The organism is Caballeronia glathei, from assembly GCF_000698595.1.
GTDB classification, from domain to species: domain Bacteria; phylum Pseudomonadota; class Gammaproteobacteria; order Burkholderiales; family Burkholderiaceae; genus Caballeronia; species Caballeronia glathei.
In genome coordinates, this window is record NZ_JFHC01000031.1 from 76,816 (window position 1) to 92,599 (window position 15,784).

The 15,784-nt window shown below is 66.7% G+C and carries 10 protein-coding genes; 8 read left to right on the forward strand and 2 right to left on the reverse strand.

Annotated features, from left to right (window positions below):
* Nucleotides 1–118 precede the first annotated feature (118 nt).
* Entirely contained in the window at nt 119–688 is a 570-nt protein-coding gene (locus BG61_RS19895; protein ID WP_035936391.1) for a cysteine dioxygenase family protein, read from the forward strand.
* On the opposite strand, the gene BG61_RS19900 is transcribed toward BG61_RS19895, so the two are convergent.
* On the reverse strand, nt 689–3,376 hold the full coding sequence (locus BG61_RS19900) for a mechanosensitive ion channel family protein (protein WP_035936394.1): 2,688 nt from the start codon (nt 3,374–3,376) through the stop codon (nt 689–691).
* A gap of 156 nt (nt 3,377–3,532) precedes the next feature.
* The gene (locus BG61_RS19905; RefSeq protein ID WP_051672668.1) at nt 3,533–3,988 is read right to left on the reverse strand and encodes a BCAL1086 family glycoprotein; all 456 of its coding nucleotides are present in this window, start codon (nt 3,986–3,988) and stop codon (nt 3,533–3,535) included.
* A 248-nt stretch (nt 3,989–4,236) separates the two neighbouring features.
* Between BG61_RS19905 and BG61_RS19910 the strand changes: the two genes are divergently transcribed.
* The 7 genes from BG61_RS19910 (at nt 4,237) to BG61_RS19940 (ending at nt 15,667) form a co-directional block, all read left to right on the forward strand.
* Entirely contained in the window at nt 4,237–4,818 is a 582-nt protein-coding gene (locus tag BG61_RS19910; RefSeq protein ID WP_035936396.1) for a DJ-1/PfpI family protein, read from the forward strand.
* 175 nt (nt 4,819–4,993) lie between these two features.
* On the forward strand, nt 4,994–5,302 hold the full coding sequence (locus BG61_RS19915) for a hypothetical protein (protein WP_035936399.1): 309 nt from the start codon (nt 4,994–4,996) through the stop codon (nt 5,300–5,302).
* A gap of 582 nt (nt 5,303–5,884) precedes the next feature.
* Entirely contained in the window at nt 5,885–6,715 is an 831-nt protein-coding gene (locus BG61_RS19920; RefSeq protein WP_035936402.1) for an IclR family transcriptional regulator, read from the forward strand.
* 412 nt (nt 6,716–7,127) lie between these two features.
* The gene (locus tag BG61_RS19925; protein WP_035936405.1) at nt 7,128–8,462 is read left to right on the forward strand and encodes an MdtA/MuxA family multidrug efflux RND transporter periplasmic adaptor subunit; all 1,335 of its coding nucleotides are present in this window, start codon (nt 7,128–7,130) and stop codon (nt 8,460–8,462) included.
* 19 nt (nt 8,463–8,481) lie between these two features.
* On the forward strand, nt 8,482–11,604 hold the full coding sequence (locus BG61_RS19930; RefSeq protein WP_035936407.1) for an MdtB/MuxB family multidrug efflux RND transporter permease subunit: 3,123 nt from the start codon (nt 8,482–8,484) through the stop codon (nt 11,602–11,604).
* 4 nt (nt 11,605–11,608) lie between these two features.
* Nucleotides 11,609–14,914: an efflux RND transporter permease subunit gene (locus tag BG61_RS19935; RefSeq protein ID WP_035936410.1), complete on the forward strand. Its 3,306-nt coding sequence runs from the start codon at nt 11,609–11,611 to the stop codon at nt 14,912–14,914.
* A gap of 96 nt (nt 14,915–15,010) precedes the next feature.
* A complete protein-coding gene (locus BG61_RS19940) occupies nt 15,011–15,667 on the forward strand; it encodes an SDR family oxidoreductase (protein WP_035936413.1) in 657 nt (218 codons plus the stop codon).
* The last annotated feature ends 117 nt before the right edge of the window (nt 15,668–15,784 follow it).

Genomic DNA, 15,784 nt, shown 5'->3' on the forward strand with positions numbered 1-15,784 from the left:
GCCCCTTATAGGAAATTATTCTACTTTTGGATGCTTGAGCGAAATTATATGGAAACTTTTTCCCGATGCAAACCGGTATAAATGGCCTATCGCAATAACAACGACACGGTCCGCCATTATGCTCCCCGCCCCTCTCGCCGCATCCCCGTCAGACGCGCCCCGCTTCGCTTCGAGCGCCGACTCTCATGCGCTCGCCCGTCTGTGCGCCGAACTCGACGCCGCCCTCAACGATCCCCGCACCTTCGCACGGCGCGTGCGGGCGGCGCTCGCCGAGGCCTCGCGCGACAGCGAATTCCTGACGCCGGAGCAGCGTGCGGCCGACGCGCACACCTATCGGCGCCATCTGCTCGCCGCCGACCCATTCGGGCGCTACGCGCTCGCCGCGCTCGTCTGGGAGCCGGGACAGGCGAGCCCCGTTCACGGCCATCAGACATGGTGCGGGTATGCGGTGCTCGAGGGCACGCTCACGGAAACGCTCTTTCAATGGGACGCCGCGGACAATCGCGCGATTCCCACGCGACGCCATGCACGCGAGGCGGGCGCGGTCTCCGTGGTAGGCGCGGGGCGCGGGGCGATTCACCAGCTCGGCAACGCGCACGGCTCGGGCCGTCGCGCGATATCGCTGCACGTGTACGGCGTCGAGGGCGCGCGGATCGCGACGCACGTCAACGACCTCGTCGCCGTCTGATCAGCCCTTGCCCGGCTCCGTCGCGGTCGGAATCTGCGGCGGAACCTGCGCCGACTGATCGGTCGGCGGCGGCGCGGGCCGCGGTTCGTGGGAGACGTCGCGCGCCTTGGCGACAGCGCTTTTCACCACCGGCGAGAGCGGCGGCGGCTCCGCCGGCGCGCCGGCCTCGCCGCCGTCCGTCTCGCGCGCATCCGCGGATTCACCCGTCGCGTCCTCGTTCTTGTCCTCGTCCTCGCCCGTGCGCGGCGCGAAGAGCCCCGCGGCCTCGGGCGACATCTGCACGTTCATCTGCGGCACCGGCACCCGCATGCCGATCTCATCCATCTTGCGCTTGATCCGCACGTTGAACGCCCGCGCGACGCTCCACTGCTGCAGCGGCCGCGTCTTGATCTGCCCCTTGACGACCATCCAGTTCGGGTCGAACCGGTCGAGCCCCCATACCTCGATCGGGCCGAGCATCTCGCGCCGGTAGCGGAAATCGGCCATCAGCTCCGCGCCGACTTCGCGGATCATCTGCGTGACCTGATCGACATCCGCCGAGAACGGCACGCGCACCTCGAACACGGCGTAGGCGAAGTCGCGCGACAGGTTCTTCACGATCTTGATCTGCGAGAACGGAATCGCGTGGATCGCGCCCTGCCCGTCGCGCAGCCGCACGGTGCGGATCGTCAGGCTCTCGACGACGCCCGCATGGCCGCCGTCGACCTCGATCGAATCGCCGACCGAGATCGTGTCCTCGATGATGATGAACAGCCCCGTGATCAGGTCGGCGACGAGCGACTGCGCGCCGAAGCCCACCGCAAGCCCGATCACGCCCGCGCCGGCGAGCAGCGGCGTGACGTTCAGCCCGAGATTGGCCGCGGTGACGATGCCCGCGATGGTGAGCAGCAGGACGAACACCACGTTGCGCACGAGCGGCAGCATCGTGCGCGCACGCATGCTCGGGCCGCGCGACTTGCCGCGCAGCGCGTTCGGGCTGAGCGCTTCCTGGATCGCGGTGTCGATCAGGATCCAGATCAGCCACGCAACGAAGAACGTGAGCACGATCGCGCTCACCGCGTGCGTGATGCCGCGGGCGGCGACGCTCTCCTCCGCGAGCTTCGCGAGCGAAAAGCCCCAGAAACGCGACGAAAGCTCGAAAAACACGAGCCAGATGCCGACCACGATCAGCGTGCCGATGAACTTCACGAGGCGCTGCACGTAAGCCGACTGGCGGCGCGGCTTCTTCGTCTTGAGCCGCGTCATGCGCAGCACGATCGCGTTCAGGAAGAAGGCGACCACGAGAAGGCCGGCGGTTGCGATCGCCATCTGCAGCACGTTTTCGGACGTGCCGATGCCCGCGAGCGTCGCGATCACCGACGCCGAGGCGAGCAGCAGCATCGGCACTTGCCAGAGCGAGGCGACGACCTCGAAGGTTTCCGTCGCCGCGCGCCGGTTGTGGCGCTGCTCGTAGGAGCGGCTGCGGATCAGGTGCGCGACGGGGCGCTGGTACGCAAGCGCGAAGTACGCGGTCAGCCCCGCCGCGACCATGTTCGCGACGGTCGAGATCAGCGCCGAGAGATTGCTGCCGAGCTGCTGCGCGACGTCGTAGTTGGCGGCGGCGTCGCCGAGCGCGCCGAACGTGCCGATCAGAAAGAGCAGCCGCCGCGCGTGGAGGATCAGCACGTTCACCGCCACGCGCCGGTGCGCCGAGCCGAACAGCGAAAACATGATCAGGCAGATCGACGAAAACACCGCGCCCGCGACGATCGCGTAGGCCGTGACCATCGCGAGCGTGCGGCCGAGCGATTGCGGCATCAGGTGCACGAAGGTGAGCGCGGCGAGAAACGCGAAGAGATAGGGCGCAACGCGGCGCAGCGCGAACAGCAGGAGCTCGCGCGTGGTCGGATTGTGATGCAGGCCGGCGGCGATCCCGTAGTGCGCGTGAACGCGGCGCTGCAGATACACGAGCGCGAACGCGCACGCGCCCCAGCCGGCGAGCGTCGCGAAATAGTTGAGCAGCGTGCGGCCGAACGGCTCGCGGCTCTGGCTCGTGACGATCGTGAAAAGCTCGTTGCCCGCCGCGTTGAAACGGCCGCCCCAATAGGCGATCGGCGTCTTGCCGCGCTTGACGTCGGCTTCGATGTTCGACACGGCCGATGCGATCGCACCGAGCAGGCCGGCGTTCTGCGCGATGGTCGCAACCACCGACGACGCCGCCGGCTGCGCGGCGCTCGCCCCCGCGGGCGCGCTCACGGCCGCAGCCGCGCTGGCGCTCGCGCCGGCCGCCGGCGCGCCGGTCCCGGCTGCCGACGCGGCGAGCGCGGCATCGGCCTCGCGTTTGGCGTCGCGCAGCTTTTTCAGCTGGGCGACGAGCGCAGCGCGCTGCTTGTCGCTGTCGAGTGTCGAGATGACGTTGTCGAGCGAGCGGGTCAGTTCGGCATCGCCGACGGCGCTCGCCGCTGCGGCATCCGGCGCGGAAGCCGGGGCCGGAGGCGTGATCAGTTCCTGGAACGACGGCAGCGTGAGCGCCGGGCCCGCCGCGCCCGCGACGGGCGAAAACAGCGCGCACGATGCGGCGGCGGCGAGCGCGGCAAACACGCGGTATCCGGGGCGCACGCGGCGCACGCCAAGGGGGCCGGCGAGCCGCGCACAGATGACGACAAAAAGGATCGCGAGGCTCGCCAGTGCGCACATGCTTGACTTCATAGCGGTCTGCAAGATCGGGAAGACCGCCAGTTTAGCCGCTGGGCCCTGCTCGGCGCGCGGCCGGCGCGTAACCGAATGTTAGTCGCCGGCGTGGCGGGTTTCGTCTGAGGGTTCCCGCTGGCTGCGGGAGCACTATTGCGGGTCGCGAAAAGCGGCCTATTTGTCCATTTCCGTGCGCGCGCCGCTCGAATCCGCCGCCGCGCCGCTGCTCGCGCCCTGGTTCGCTGTGCCGTCCTTCGCGGACCACTCCTGAAGTTTCCTGCCCGCCGTTTGCAGGCCGGCGCCCGTGCTGCTCGCGGCATCGGCGATCGCCGCGTTGGTGGCGCTCGCGGCGCCCGCCAGATTCGCCTTCGCCGTCTCAGCGACGCCGCTTGCCGAAATATGGGGCACCGATGCCGCCGAATCGAGGTTGTTCTGCGCGGCCTGCTTCGCCGCATCGACGTGCTGGCCGACGTAGCTCGCGGCCTGATCGAACTTCTGGTTCGTCTGGCTCGCGAGATTGTTCAGCGCGCTCGCCGCCTGTCCGGCCGTCGCGTCGTGCTTCTCGCACGCCGCGAGCACGGCAAGCGCGGCGAGCGCGACGGCGATCCGGTTCAAAGTGTTCTTTTGCATCATCATGCCCTTCCACAATTGAGGCTGCGCCCGAAACCCGCCAGCGCACCGTACGGACCGGCTTTGCGTACGCGCCCTGCGGCGGCGCTCGCGCGGTCCGGGATTCACCAAAAGCGCCAATGATACGCTGCGGCGCGGCAGCGTCCGGCGGGCCGGCCGACGTCAAACCGTCAAGGCCGTGAGAGTAGACTAACCGATGGCTGGACCCGTTCGGCGCAACCCGAATTCATCTTTCCCGGAGGTTATCGATGGCAGCAAAGAAGATTCTCTTCCTCACCGGCGACTTTGCCGAGGACTATGAAACGATGGTGCCGTTTCAGGCGCTGCAGGCGATCGGCCATACGGTCGACGCGGTGTGCCCGGGCAAAAAGAACGGCGAGCGCATCAAGACGGCGATCCACGACTTCGAAGGCGACCAGACCTATACCGAAAAACCGGGCCACCTGTTCGCGCTCAACGCCACCTTCGACGACATCGATCCCGCCCAGTACGACGCGCTCGCCATCGCGGGCGGCCGGGCGCCCGAGTATCTGCGCCTGAACGAGCGCGTGATCGAGCTGGTGCGCCACTTCGCCGAGGCGAACAAGCCGATCGCCGCCGTGTGTCACGCGGCGCAACTGCTGGCGGCGGCACGCGTGATCGAGGGCAAACGCATTTCCGCGTATCCGGCCTGCGCGCCGGAAGTGCGGCTCGCGGGCGGCGAATACGCCGATATCCCGGTCGACGCCGCGATCACAGACGGCAACTTCGTCACGGCGCCCGCGTGGCCCGCGCATCCGGAATGGCTGCGGCAGTTCCTGGCGCTGCTGGGGACGCGCATCGAGCTGTGAGGCGCGCGGTGTAATGCACGTTTTGCTCGGCATGCGGTGGGACGTGTCGACGCAACATCCGCCGCGGCAATGCGATAGAACGCATTGCCGCACTACCTTTAGGATGTTTCGTATTCTCCGTGGCGAGCGCGCTTCTTATAGTCGCGGGTCAACCGCCCCGCCCAGAAGCGCTGTTATGAACCTCATGAGTCTCGTGGTCGCCCTCGTCGCCGGCATCATCCTTTTCGAACCCTTCACACGCGCCCCCGTCTCCCGATCGATGCGCGTCGCCGCGTGCCGCAATCGCGCCATGCGCTCGTTCATGCAGGCGGGCGTCGCGATCATGGCGTCGCTGATGATCGCGACGAGCCAGCCCGCGCCGGAACGCCTTTCGCCGTTGCTCTTATTCGGCGTCGCGGCATTGCTCGCGCTTGCGGGCGTCTACTGGATCGTGCGCGGTGCGCGTCTTCTGAAGCCTCGCCGCATGTTTATCGAGCGGCACTGATCCGCTTGCCGGACCGCGCCGAGCCGGTGGTTCGCCGGGGAGCGGTCCCTCGAGGCTCCCGTCTATCCATATAGCGGTCCGGCCACACGGGCATCCGATCGGTCAGCCCTGCCCTCCTCCTGCCTCCTCCCGCCTGCCGACCTTCCGGTCGGACCCAGTCTGCGCAGTCACCCCAGCCCTTATTTCTCGATGGAACGCCGCGCGCTGCGAGCGTATATTGGGGGCATACCGAAATGATTCGGCAAAAAAAAGGCGCCGCGTTGCCGCAGCGCCTTAAAAGTTCTAGCCATTCCGAGGGCCGTGCTAGAACCTGAGAGTCGGTATCCGAATGCACGTTGCACCTACTCGCAGCACGCCCGCACTTTCGAAATCGGGTTCCATTTTTTCCGGTAATGCTGCCTAAGTCAAGCAAAATTTCTCGACTTGGGCAACTGCCCAACGCAGCATATTGTTCTGTAATATGCCAAAACTGTCACGCCGTATGCACTTTTTAAAGAAGCCTTGCATAATCTGCAATGTTGGGAAATCCCGGTGACTTCCGCATCCATTTAGCAAGAGTCGAAACGACGTTTTAAAAAAACAATGCACACCTCCGAGAGTCGAGCGGCCATTCGGGAAAAGGCCAGAGAGAAGGACGGAGAGGAAGTCACGGCGCTCGCGCGCGGACTGGATGTCCTGCGCCGGATCGCCGCCGCGGATGCCCCCGTGAGCAACCGCGAACTGACCGAGCTGACCGGCATCCCGAAACCCACCGTCTCGCGCATCACCGCCACGCTGGTCGGCGCGGGGCTGCTCCTTCGCCTGCCCGACAGCGAGCGATTCGTCCTGACCGCGTCGGTGCTGGAACTGAGCAACGGCTTTTTGCGCAATTTCGACATCCGCGCCCGTGCCCGCCCGTTTCTCATCGAACTCGCGGAGTTCACGGGCCTGAGCGTGCATCTCGCGGTGCGCGACCGGCTGGAAATGGTCGTCATCGACGCGATCCGGCCGCGTTCGGCCGTCCTCGTGTCACGGCTGGAAGTGGGCGGTCACATCGACATGTGCCGCACCGCGGTCGGGCGCGCCTATCTGTCGGTGCTGACGGCGGCGGATCGCCAGACGCTCCTCGCAAGCCTTCAGACAGCTTCCGGCGACGACTGGCCAAACATCAGCAACGGTCTTCAGGCCGGCCTCGCGGATTCGCGCCGCCTCGGCTTTTCCATTTCGACGGGCGAATGGCACTACGGCCTGAACGCGGTCGCGGCGGGATTCGTCGGCCCGTCGGGGCAGCGCTACGCCGTCAACTGCGGCGGCGCGGCGCATCAGTGCCCGCGCGAGACGCTCATCGAATCCGTGGCGCCGGCGCTGCTCAAATGCGTCGATATCATCGTCCACGAGATCGGCGGCACGCCCGCGGCCCGTCTCGCCGAGTGACGCCAACGAGCGCCCGACTCGCCGATTCCGGCACCGCATTCATCCAGCCGGGCGCGCCCGGTCAAAGGGGCACCGCGCCCGCCGAAGTCACGATCGCCGGCGGCCCGGCCGCCATCCGCATGTCCGCCCGATCCGTTACATCCGCCTTCGCGCGGGTGTAACACTCGTAATCATCCGAAAGAAAGATAGCTGGACTGTAACGAAGCACGGGACGTAGCATCATGCTTCGCGCGCACCGGGCCGGCTTTCAAAGCTTTCCAGACAACGACTCCCGGGCTGATTCCGGGGATCCGTCATGCATCGGGCCAACTGCGCCGCTCGCCAGCGCGCTTGCGTCCGCGAGCGCGCAACTGCCGAAAGCCGCCCATCCCGCGCACCAATCGAACACCGAAACACGCAAGCCACCAGACCGATGGACGACCAGAAAACCCCTCCGACACCGCCGCATCCGACCGCCTCCCCGACGTCCGCTCCCGCCCCTTCCACCCGGGGCCGCCGGCTCGGATGGCTCGTCGTGGCACTGCTCGTCATCGCGGGCGCGCTCGCGTGGTGGCATCCGTGGAGCCGCGGCGACGGCGCGAAGGAGCCGCAGGCGGGTTCGTCCGCGGGCGGACGGCGCGGCGGCACGGGCAACCAGCCGCAGCCGGTGCATGTCGCGAGCGTGACCCAGGGCGAGATGCCCGTCGTCATCAATTCGCTCGGCACCGTCACGCCGCTCGCGAACGTCACCGTCAAGACGCAGCTGAACGGCATTCTGGTGGATGTCGCCTTCAAGGAAGGCCAGATGGTCAAGAAGGGCGACGTGCTTGCGCAGATCGACCCGCGCCCCTACGAAATCTCGTTGCGCAACGCGCAGGGCACGCTCGCGAAGGACCAGGCGCTCCTGCAGACCGCGCGGCTCGACCTGCAGCGCTACCAGACGCTGCTCGCGCAGGATTCGATCGCCAAGCAGCAGGTGGACACGCAGGCGTCGCTCGTCAAGCAGTATGAAGGCGCGGTGAAATCGGACCAGGCGAACGTCGATACCTTCAGGCTCGACCTGACCTACGCGCGCATCACGGCGCCGGTCTCGGGGCGCGTCGGCTTGCGGCAGGTCGACGCGGGCAATTACGTGACCACCGGCGACACGAACGGCGTCGTGGTGATCACGCAATTGCAGCCGATCAGCGTGGTCTTCACCACCTCGGAGGACAACCTCGCCGCGATCCTCAAGCCGCTGCACGCGGGCACGAAGATGTCGGTGACGGCTTACGACCGGGCCAACACCACGGCGCTCGAAGCCGGCTACCTCGAAACCGTCGACAACCAGATCGACACGACCACCGGCACCGTCAAGCTGCGCGCGACCTTCGACAACAAGGAAGGCATGCTCTTTCCGAATCAGTTCGTGAACACGAAACTGCTCGTCGACGTGATCCGGAACGCGACCATCGTGCCGACGTCGGCGGTGCTCAACGGCTCGTCGGGGACGTTCGTCTACGTCGTGAAGCCGGACAACACCGTCACCGTGCGCAAGGTGAAGACAGGCCCCGTGGACGGCGAGCGCACCAGCATCAAGAGCGGCCTGGAGGTGGGCGAGCGCGTCGTGATCGACGGCTCGGACCGCCTGAAGGAAGCCGCGAAGATCACGATCCCCGCCGACAAGCCCAAGGGGGCATCGGGCGCGGCGTCGGCGTCGGGCGCGTCGGCGGCCCATGCTGCGTCGGGCGCGCGCCGCGGCCGCCATCGCCAGCAACAGCCGCAATGACGGCGCGGGTACGTAAAGCATGAACCCGTCACGACTTTTCATTCTGCGCCCGGTCGGCACGGCGCTCCTGATGGCGGCGATCATGCTGGTCGGCCTCGTCGCGCTGCGCTTTCTGCCGCTCTCCGCGCTGCCCGCCGTCGACTATCCGACGATCCAGGTCCAGACCTTCTATCCCGGAGCGTCGCCCGACGTGATGACGTCCTCCGTCACCGCGCCGCTCGAAAAGCAGTTCGGCCAGATGGCGAGCCTGAACCAGATGTCGTCGCAGAGTTCGGCGGGGGCGTCGGTGATCACGCTCCAGTTCAACCTGGATCTGCCGCTCGACATCGCCGAGCAGGAAGTGCAGGCCGCGATCAACGCGGCGGGCAACCTGCTGCCGTCGGACCTTCCCGCGCCGCCGATCTACGCGAAGGTGAACCCCGCCGACGCGCCGATCATCACGCTCGCGATCAGCTCGAAGACGCTGCCGCTCACCCAGGTGCAGGATCTCGCCGACACGCGCCTCGCGCAGAAGATCTCGCAGGTGGCGGGCGTCGGCCTCGTGTCGGTGAGCGGCGGCAACCGCCCGGCCGTGCGCATCCAGGCGAACACGCGCGCGCTCGCGTCGTACGGGCTCAACATCGACGACCTGCGCACCACCATCTCGAACCTGAACGTCAATACGCCGAAAGGCGGCTTCGACGGCCCGAGCCGCGCCTACACGATCAACGCGAACGACCAGCTGACCGACGCGAAGGCGTATCAGAGCGCGGTCATCGCGTACCGGAACGGGCGGCCCGTGATGCTGACGGACGTCGCGACGATCGTCGAGGGGCCGGAGAACACGAAGCTCGGCGCGTGGGTCGATTCGACGCCCGCGATCATCCTGAACGTGCAGCGCCAGCCGGGCGCGAACGTGATTCAGGTGGTCGACAGCATCAAGAAGGTCCTGCCGCAGCTGCAGTCGTCGCTGCCCGCCGCGCTCGACGTGCGCATCGTCACCGACCGCACGACCACGATCCGCGCGTCCGTGCGCGACGTGCAGTTCGAACTGGCGCTCTCGGTCGTGCTGGTCGTGCTCGTGATCTACCTCTTTCTCGCCAACGTCTGGGCGACGCTGATCCCGAGCCTGTCGGTGCCGCTCTCGCTCGTCGGCACGCTCGCGGTGATGTACCTGTGCGGCTTCTCGCTCGACAACCTCTCGCTGATGGCGCTCACGATCGCGACAGGCTTCGTGGTCGACGACGCCATCGTGATGATCGAGAACATCGCGCGCTACGTGGAGGACGGCGATCCGCCGCTCGAAGCCGCCCTGAAGGGCTCCAGGCAGATCGGCTTTACGATCATCTCGCTCACGGTCTCGCTGATCGCCGTGCTGATTCCGCTGCTCTTCATGGGCGACGTGGTCGGGCGGCTCTTTCATGAATTCGCGATCACGCTCGCCGTGACCATCGTGATTTCGGCGGTGGTGTCGCTCACGCTCGTGCCGATGCTCTGCGCGAAGCTCCTGCGCCACACGCCGCCGAAGGAAAGCAAGCGCTTCGAAGCGCGCGCGCACCAGTTCATCGACTACGTGATCGCGCGCTACGCCGTCGCGCTCACGTGGGTGCTCGACCGGCAGCGCGCGACGCTCTTCGTCGCGGTGATGACGCTCGTCGTGACCGCCCTGCTCTACGTCGTGATTCCGAAAGGCTTCTTCCCGACCCAGGACACCGGCGTGATCCAGGCGATCACGCAGGCGCCGCAGGCCGCGTCGTACAAGGCGGTTGCGGACCAGCAGCAGGCGCTCGCCGCGCAGATCCTGAAGAACCCGGACGTGGAGAGCCTCACGTCGTTCATCGGCGTGGACGGCACGAACATCACGCTCAACAGCGGCCGCATGCTCATCAACCTGAAGCCGCGCGACGACCGCAGCAACACGTCGAGCGACGTGATCCGCGCGCTTCAGAGCGACGTCGCGAACATTCCGGGCATCAAGCTCTTCATGCAGCCGGTGCAGGACCTGACCATCGACTCGACCGTCAGCCCGACGCAGTACCAGTTCATGCTGACCGACCCGAACGCCACCGAATTCGCCGAGTGGGTGCCGAAGCTGATCGACCGCCTGCAGCATTCGCCGGTGCTCGCGGACGTCGCGACCGACCTGCAGCAGAACGGCCAGTCGGTATACGTGGAAATCGACCGGTCGACGGCCGCGCGCTTCGGCATCACGCCGGCCACGGTGGACAACGCGCTCTACGACGCCTTCGGCCAGCGCATCATCTCGACGATCTTCACGCAGTCGAACCAGTACCGCGTGATTCTCGAATCCGAGCCGACCGACGCGCACTACGCCGATATCCTCAACGGCATCTACCTGCCGTCGTCGACGGCGACCAACGGCCAGGTTCCGCTCTCGTCGATCGCGACGTTCCACGAGCGCGCCGCGCCGCTGCTCGTCACGCACCTCGGCCAGTTCCCGGCGACCACCGTGTCGTTCAACCTCGCGCCGGGCGCGTCGCTCGGCGCGGCGGTCAAGGAAATCGAGAAGGCGAAGCAGGACATCAACCTGCCCGCGTCGTTCCAGATCCGCTTCCAGGGCGCGGCGCTCGCGTTCCAGGCGTCGCTGTCGAACGAGCTGTTCCTGATCCTCGCCGCGATCATCACGATGTACATCGTGCTCGGCGTGCTCTACGAGAGCTTCATCCATCCGATCACGATCCTCTCGACGCTGCCCTCCGCGGGCGTCGGCGCGCTGCTCTCGCTGATGCTCACGGGGCACGATCTCGACATCATCGGGATCATCGGCATCGTGCTTTTGATCGGCATCGTGAAGAAGAACGCGATCATGATGATCGACTTCGCGCTCGAAGCCGAGCGCGAGGAAGGCAAGGCGCCGCGCGACGCGATCTTCCAGGCGTGTCTCCTGCGTTTTCGCCCGATCCTGATGACGACGATGGCAGCGCTCCTCGGCGCGCTGCCGCTGATGCTCGGCTGGGGCGCCGGCTCCGAGCTGCGGCGCCCGCTCGGCGTGGCGATCGTGGGCGGCCTGATCGTGTCGCAGCTGCTCACGCTCTTCACGACGCCGGTGATCTATCTCGCGTTCGATTCGCTCGGCCGCCGCCTGCGGGCCCGCTTTCACCGCGGCGCCCCGCCGCCGCGCCCGGTGAGCGAGGCGGAGTGACGCGATGAACCTCTCGCGCCCCTTCATCGCCCGCCCCGTCGCGACGACGCTGCTCGCGATCGGCGTCGCGCTCGCCGGCATGTTCGCGTTCGTGAAGCTGCCGGTGGCACCACTGCCGCAAGTCGATTTCCCGACCATCTCCGTGCAGGCGAGCCTGCCCGGCGCGAGCCCGGAGACGGTGGCGACGAGCGTCGCAAGTCCGCTCGAACGGCATCTCGGCTCGATCGCCGACGTCACCGAGATGACGTCGATGAGCTCGGTCGGCGCGACGCGCATCACGCTGCAGTTCGGCCTTAACCGCGACATCGACGGCGCCGCCCGCGACGTGCAGGCCGCGATCAACGCGGCGCGCGCCGACCTGCCGACGGCGCTGCGCAGCAATCCGACCTACCACAAGGTCAATCCCGCCGACGCCCCGATCCTCGTGCTCGCGCTCTCGTCGCCCACGCGCACGGCGGGCTCGATGTACGATTCCGCCGCGACCGTCCTGCAGCAGACGCTCTCCACCGTGCCGGGCGTCGGCGAAGTCGACGTGAGCGGCTCGGCCAATCCGGCCGTGCGGGTCGAGCTCGAGCCGGGCGCCCTCTTTCACTACGGCATCGGGCTCGAGGACGTGCGCGCCGCGCTCGCGTCGGCGAATGCGAACAGCCCGAAGGGCGCGATCGAATTCAAGGGCACCCATTTTCAGCTCTACACCAACGACCAGGCGAGCCGGGCCGACCAGTACCGCGACCTCGTGGTCGCGTACCGCAACGGCGCGGCAGTGCGGCTCTCGGACGTCGCCGAGGTGGTGGATTCCGTCGAGGACCTGCGCAACCTCGGCCTCATCAACAACAAGCGCGCGGTGCTCGTGATCCTGTATCGCCAGCCGGGCGCGAACATCATCGAAACCATCGACCGCGTGAAGGCGATGCTGCCGCAACTGCAGGCGGCACTGCCCGCGGACGTCGAGATCACGCCGACTTCCGACCGCTCGGTCACGATCCGCTCGTCGCTGCACGACACGGAGGCGACGCTCGTGATCGCCGTCGCGCTCGTGGTGATGGTCGTGTTCCTGTTCCTGCGCAACTGGCGCGCCACGCTGATACCGAGCGTCGCCGTGCCGATATCGATCATCGGCACCTTCGCGGCGATGTACCTGCTAGGCTTCTCGCTCGACAACCTCTCGCTGATGGCGCTGACGATCGCGACCGGCTTCGTCGTCGACGACGCGATCGTCGTGCTCGAAAACATCTCGCGGCATATCGAGAACGGCGTGCCGCGCATGAAGGCGGCAATACTCGGCGCGAAGGAAGTCGGCTTCACGGTGCTTTCGATCAGCGTGTCGCTCGTCGCGGTGTTCCTGCCGATCCTGCTGATGGGCGGCATCGTCGGGCGGCTCTTTCGCGAGTTCGCGCTCACGCTCTCGCTTGCGATCGCCGTGTCGCTCGCCGTCTCGCTGACCGTCACGCCGATGATGTGCTCACGGCTGCTGCAGGAGCCGCACGAGCAGAAGAAGCCGGGGCGCGTCGCCGCGTGGCTCGAACGCCAGTTCGAGCGCATGCAGGGCGGCTATGCGCGCACGCTCGGCTGGGCGCTCGCGCACCCGCGCCTCATCATCGTGGTGCTTCTCGCGACCATCGGCCTCAACGTCTATCTTTACATCATCGTGCCGAAGGGCTTCTTCCCGCAGCAGGATACGGGGCGCATCGTCGGCGGCATTCAGGCGGACCAGAGCACGTCGTTCCAGGCGATGAAGGGCAAGTTCTCGGAAATGATGCACATCGTCGAGGCCGATCCGGCCGTCGACAGCGTCGCGGGCTTCACGGGCGGCCGGCAGACCAATTCGGGCTTCATGTTCATTTCGCTCAAGCCGAAGAGCGAGCGCAAGGTGTCCGCCGACACCGTGATCCAGCGGCTGCGCAAGCCGCTCGCGGACGTCGCGGGCGCACGCACGTTTCTGCAGGCCGTGCAGGACATCCGGGTGGGCGGCCGGCAATCGAATGCGCAGTACCAGTTCACGCTGCTCTCCGACAGCACCACAGATCTCTACACGTGGGGCCCGAAGCTGACCGAGGCGCTGCAGGCGCGGCGCGAACTCGCCGACGTGAATTCCGACCAGCAGCAAGGCGGGCTGGAGTCGATGGTCACGATCGACCGCGCAACCGCCGCGCGCTTCAACATCAAGCCCGCGCAAATCGACAACACGCTCTACGACGCGTTCGGCCAGCGCCAGGTGTCCACCATCTACAACGCGCTCTCGCAGTACCACGTCGTGATGGAGCTTGCGCCGAAGTACTGGCAGGACCCGGAGATGCTCAAGCAGATCTACGTCAGCACGTCGGGCGGGACAGCGAACGGCGCGGCGTCGACCAATTCGACCACCACCTCGAACGCGACGGCCGCGGCCAACGCCAGCACCGGCGCGGCGACCGACACCGCCACGCAGCTCTCGCTCGAATCCGTGCGCAATTCGGCGACCAATTCGATCGCGGCAAGCGGCAAGTCGGGCTCGTCCTCGGGCGCGGCGGTGTCGACGTCGAGGGAAACCATGATTCCGCTCTCGGCCATCGCGAAGTTCGGGCCGGGCAGCACGCCGCTTTCGGTGAATCACCAGAGCCAGTTCGTCGCCTCGACGATCTCGTTCAACCTGCCGCCCGGCGAGTCGCTCTCCGACGCCACCGCCGCGATCTACGAGACGATGGCGCAGATCGGCGTGCCCGCCACGATTCACGGCAGCTTCCAGGGCACGGCGCAGGCGTTCCAGCAGTCGATGAACGACCAGCCGCTCCTCATTCTCGCGGCGCTCGCGGCGGTCTACATCGTGCTCGGCATCCTTTACGAGAGCTACATCCACCCCATCACGATTCTCTCGACGCTGCCCTCAGCGGGCGTCGGCGCGCTGCTCGCGCTGCTGCTGTTCCGGACCGAATTCAGCATCATCGCGCTGATCGCGGTGATCCTCCTGATCGGCATCGTGAAGAAGAACGCGATCATGATGGTCGACTTCGCCATCGAGGCGTCGCGGCAGGGCGCGAGTTCATCGCGCGAGGCGATCGAACAGGCGTGCCTGCTGCGCTTTCGGCCGATCATGATGACGACGGCCGCGGCGCTCCTCGGTGCGCTGCCGCTCGCGTTCGGCACCGGCGAGGGTTCGGAGATGCGCGCGCCGCTCGGCATTGCGATCGTGGGCGGGCTGATCGTGAGCCAGATGCTCACGCTCTACACGACGCCGGTCGTCTATCTGTACATGGACCGCGTCCGGCTGTGGGGCGAGCGGCGGCGTGCCGCGAAGAACGGCGGCGCGCGTCCCGCGGGCGCGGCGAAATAGCGGCGCACGGTGCGGCGCCTGCATGCTGCTGACAGCGCGATCGGCGAAAATCGCTTAACGTTGAGGACGGTTCATCCCGAACAAGGAGCGTTTTCGATGAAAGTTCTGCTGATCGGCGCACACGGCCGCACCGGGCGCCACATCGCACGGGAATTGCAGCGCGAAGCCATTCCTTTCAAGGTCATGTTGCGCAAGTCCGCCCACAAGCCTGAATTCGTGGCGCTGGGCGCGGAGATCGTGCTCGGCGACCTGACGCACGATTTCTCCCACGCATTCGACGACGTCACGCACGTGATCTATGCCGCCGGTTCCGCCGAATCGGAGGGCGTGAACGAGGAGCGCGCGATCGATCGCGATGCTGTCCAGCGTACCGCCGACTACGCCAGGCGCCGGCGCGTGCAGCAACTTGTCGTAATTAGCGCCATTTCGGCTTACTGGCCCGACGCGAGTTCGCTTGCGCTCAAGCACTATTCGAAGATGAAGCGCGAGGGCGACGATTACGTCGAGAAGCGCGGCGTGCCGTATGTGATTTTGCGGCCGGGGCCGCTGTCGGATGAACCGGCGAGCGGGACGATCGCGCTTGCATCGGAACGTGCGGCGAATGCGCCGCCGGTGTCGCGGGAAGATGTGGCGCACGTCGCCGTGCAGTGCGTGCAGCTTGGGCTGCGGGATGGCGTCGTTGGATTTGTCGGCGGGGATTTGCCTATCGGCGACGTACTGGCCGGGATTTCTTCGCTCGCGCTCGGGGGGTAGTTGCGTTGGGGCTGACCCTTGGCGGTTTTTTCGCTATGCGATTGGTGTTTGCTAAGCGGCGCTTGTTGTTTACACCGTTTGATGCGCTCGGGCCTCTATGAAACTTGCTTTGTTCGC

Excerpts from the sequence above, each read along its gene's own strand:
- BG61_RS19895 (WP_035936391.1), top strand. The coding sequence starts at position 119 with ATGCTCCCCGCCCCTCTCGCCGCATCCCCGTCAGACGCGCCCCGCTTC.
- BG61_RS19900 (WP_035936394.1), bottom strand. The coding sequence starts at position 3,376 with ATGAAGTCAAGCATGTGCGCACTGGCGAGCCTCGCGATCCTTTTTGTC.
- BG61_RS19905 (WP_051672668.1), bottom strand. The coding sequence starts at position 3,988 with ATGCAAAAGAACACTTTGAACCGGATCGCCGTCGCGCTCGCCGCGCTT.
- BG61_RS19910 (WP_035936396.1), top strand. The coding sequence starts at position 4,237 with ATGGCAGCAAAGAAGATTCTCTTCCTCACCGGCGACTTTGCCGAGGAC.
- BG61_RS19915 (WP_035936399.1), top strand. The coding sequence starts at position 4,994 with ATGAACCTCATGAGTCTCGTGGTCGCCCTCGTCGCCGGCATCATCCTT.
- BG61_RS19920 (WP_035936402.1), top strand. The coding sequence starts at position 5,885 with ATGCACACCTCCGAGAGTCGAGCGGCCATTCGGGAAAAGGCCAGAGAG.
- BG61_RS19925 (WP_035936405.1), top strand. The coding sequence starts at position 7,128 with ATGGACGACCAGAAAACCCCTCCGACACCGCCGCATCCGACCGCCTCC.
- BG61_RS19930 (WP_035936407.1), top strand. The coding sequence starts at position 8,482 with ATGAACCCGTCACGACTTTTCATTCTGCGCCCGGTCGGCACGGCGCTC.
- BG61_RS19935 (WP_035936410.1), top strand. The coding sequence starts at position 11,609 with ATGAACCTCTCGCGCCCCTTCATCGCCCGCCCCGTCGCGACGACGCTG.
- BG61_RS19940 (WP_035936413.1), top strand. The coding sequence starts at position 15,011 with ATGAAAGTTCTGCTGATCGGCGCACACGGCCGCACCGGGCGCCACATC.